This is a genomic window from Absiella sp. AM09-50 (genome assembly GCF_003433845.1).
Classification (GTDB): domain Bacteria; phylum Bacillota_I; class Bacilli_A; order Erysipelotrichales; family Erysipelotrichaceae; genus Hoskinsella; species Hoskinsella hominis.
In genome coordinates, this window is the sequence record NZ_QVFI01000064.1 from 1 (window position 1) to 1,868 (window position 1,868).

1 protein-coding gene is annotated in these 1,868 nt (G+C 34.2%); it reads left to right on the forward strand.

Annotated elements, in window-relative coordinates; translation table 11 throughout:
- Positions 1 to 1,868, forward strand: a 1,868-nt coding sequence (locus tag DW114_RS21055; protein ID WP_147322668.1) for a tail fiber domain-containing protein, incomplete at both ends; no start/stop codon positions are given.

Below are 1,868 nucleotides of genomic sequence, written 5' to 3' on the forward strand. Positions count from 1 at the left end.
ATAGATGCAAGTAAAATAGAACTTACAGGTAAAGTGACAATTAGTATGTTGGACAGCGATACACAAACCAAAGTTAACAATGGTAACAATGCTATGTCATCTATCAACACGAATAAAGCCAATTGGGATAAAGGTAAAACTGCTTACGATTGGACTAATACTAATGGTGGCAATATGACTAACCTTAGAAACATGGTACTTAAGTGGACAAACAACGCAGTTAGCACAAGCACATATATTCAGGGTGGTTGGATTGCAACTAATACGATTACAACTGCACAGATTGCGACTGGTACTATTGTAATTGGAGATTTGGACAGTGGAGTGCAAACTAAGTTAAATACTGGATACGATAATGCCTATAAAGCATATTGGATGTCTATGGCATTATCACAAGGTCAAAGTATGTACAATGATCCAGCTTTCTTGCGTGGAATTAATGGGCTTGATATTTACAACAATTCAAATAATACAGCAGTTACTATCACTCGTGAAGCTAAAGCAAGTGGATGGACATATGATACGCCATATAGAATTAAAGTTACATCTAACGGTACTACATCACCTAATCATGGAGGTATAAGGTGGGGATTTACTCCAAAGGCAGGTCATACATATCTATTTAAATTGATCGCCAAAATACCAACTGGAAGAACTATTTCATGGCATACAAACGATATAGGTACAGGCTCAAAACAAGAATGGTTAACACCAACAGCGGGCACTAATGATTGGACAGAATATGTATGTAAAGTAAAAATAGGGACTGGAACAATATCTACTACTGGTTTTTTCTCTATCAATGGAGGTGCAACAGGTTTTAGTTGGTATATTGTTTATGCTAATGTGTTTGATTTAGGTTCCGAAAATCTTATATCAACTTTTACAAAAGGAACTACAGAGATATATGGAGACTATATAAAAACTGGTACCATTACAGCAAACCACATCAGAGGTAATAAATTAGAAGGTACAGAGATAGTCGGTGGAAAGATATCGTCTAACACAACGATTGACGTAACTACTGATTTAAAAGTAGGTAATAATATTTATTTGAATACTCCAAGTAGTGGAAATAAATATATATATTTTAATGGGACTTCACAGTTTATATCTTATAACGCTAACGCAATAAATGTGACTTCATCATCGTCATATATAAGGTCAACAGGAGGAGCTTACTGTAGTGCTAGATCGGATGGAGTAGTTATTAGCAATGCAAAAAGTTCCATGATATGGATGAAAGCAGATAATACAATTTGTGTAGACGGACCTATTTATACAAGAAATGGTATTAAATTTGATTCATCTAGTTCTACAGGCATATACACTTCTTGGGTTGATTTAAAAAATCACGATTTATTAGTCCGAAGTGAAGATATGTGTTCTTGTTATTATGGTTGTGCTTCAATAAGCTATGACCAATGGACATATGTACGTGGAAAATATGTAAAGCTTTATAATCATAGCGGTGGATATTGTCAAGTAAATGGAGCTGCTATCACGTCTGATATAAATTTGAAGTATGACTTCAGAACCTTTGATGAGAGATATAACGATTTCTTTATGAATCTTAGACCTACTATCTATAAATACCAAACTGGAACTGCTAAGCGTGATCATTTTGGTTATGTGGCACAAGAGGTAGAAAGTGCATTATATAAATCTGGTTTATCTACAAACGATTTTGCTGGCGTTATCATTGACAAGAATATAACTCGGACAGAAGATGATACTGATTCCAATTTATTATTGGATAAAGGTATCAATGAAATGCATTTACTTAGATATGAAGAATTTATAGCATTGAATACCCACATGATACAAAAGACTATTAAAGCTGTAGATACACAAGGAGCAATGCTAAA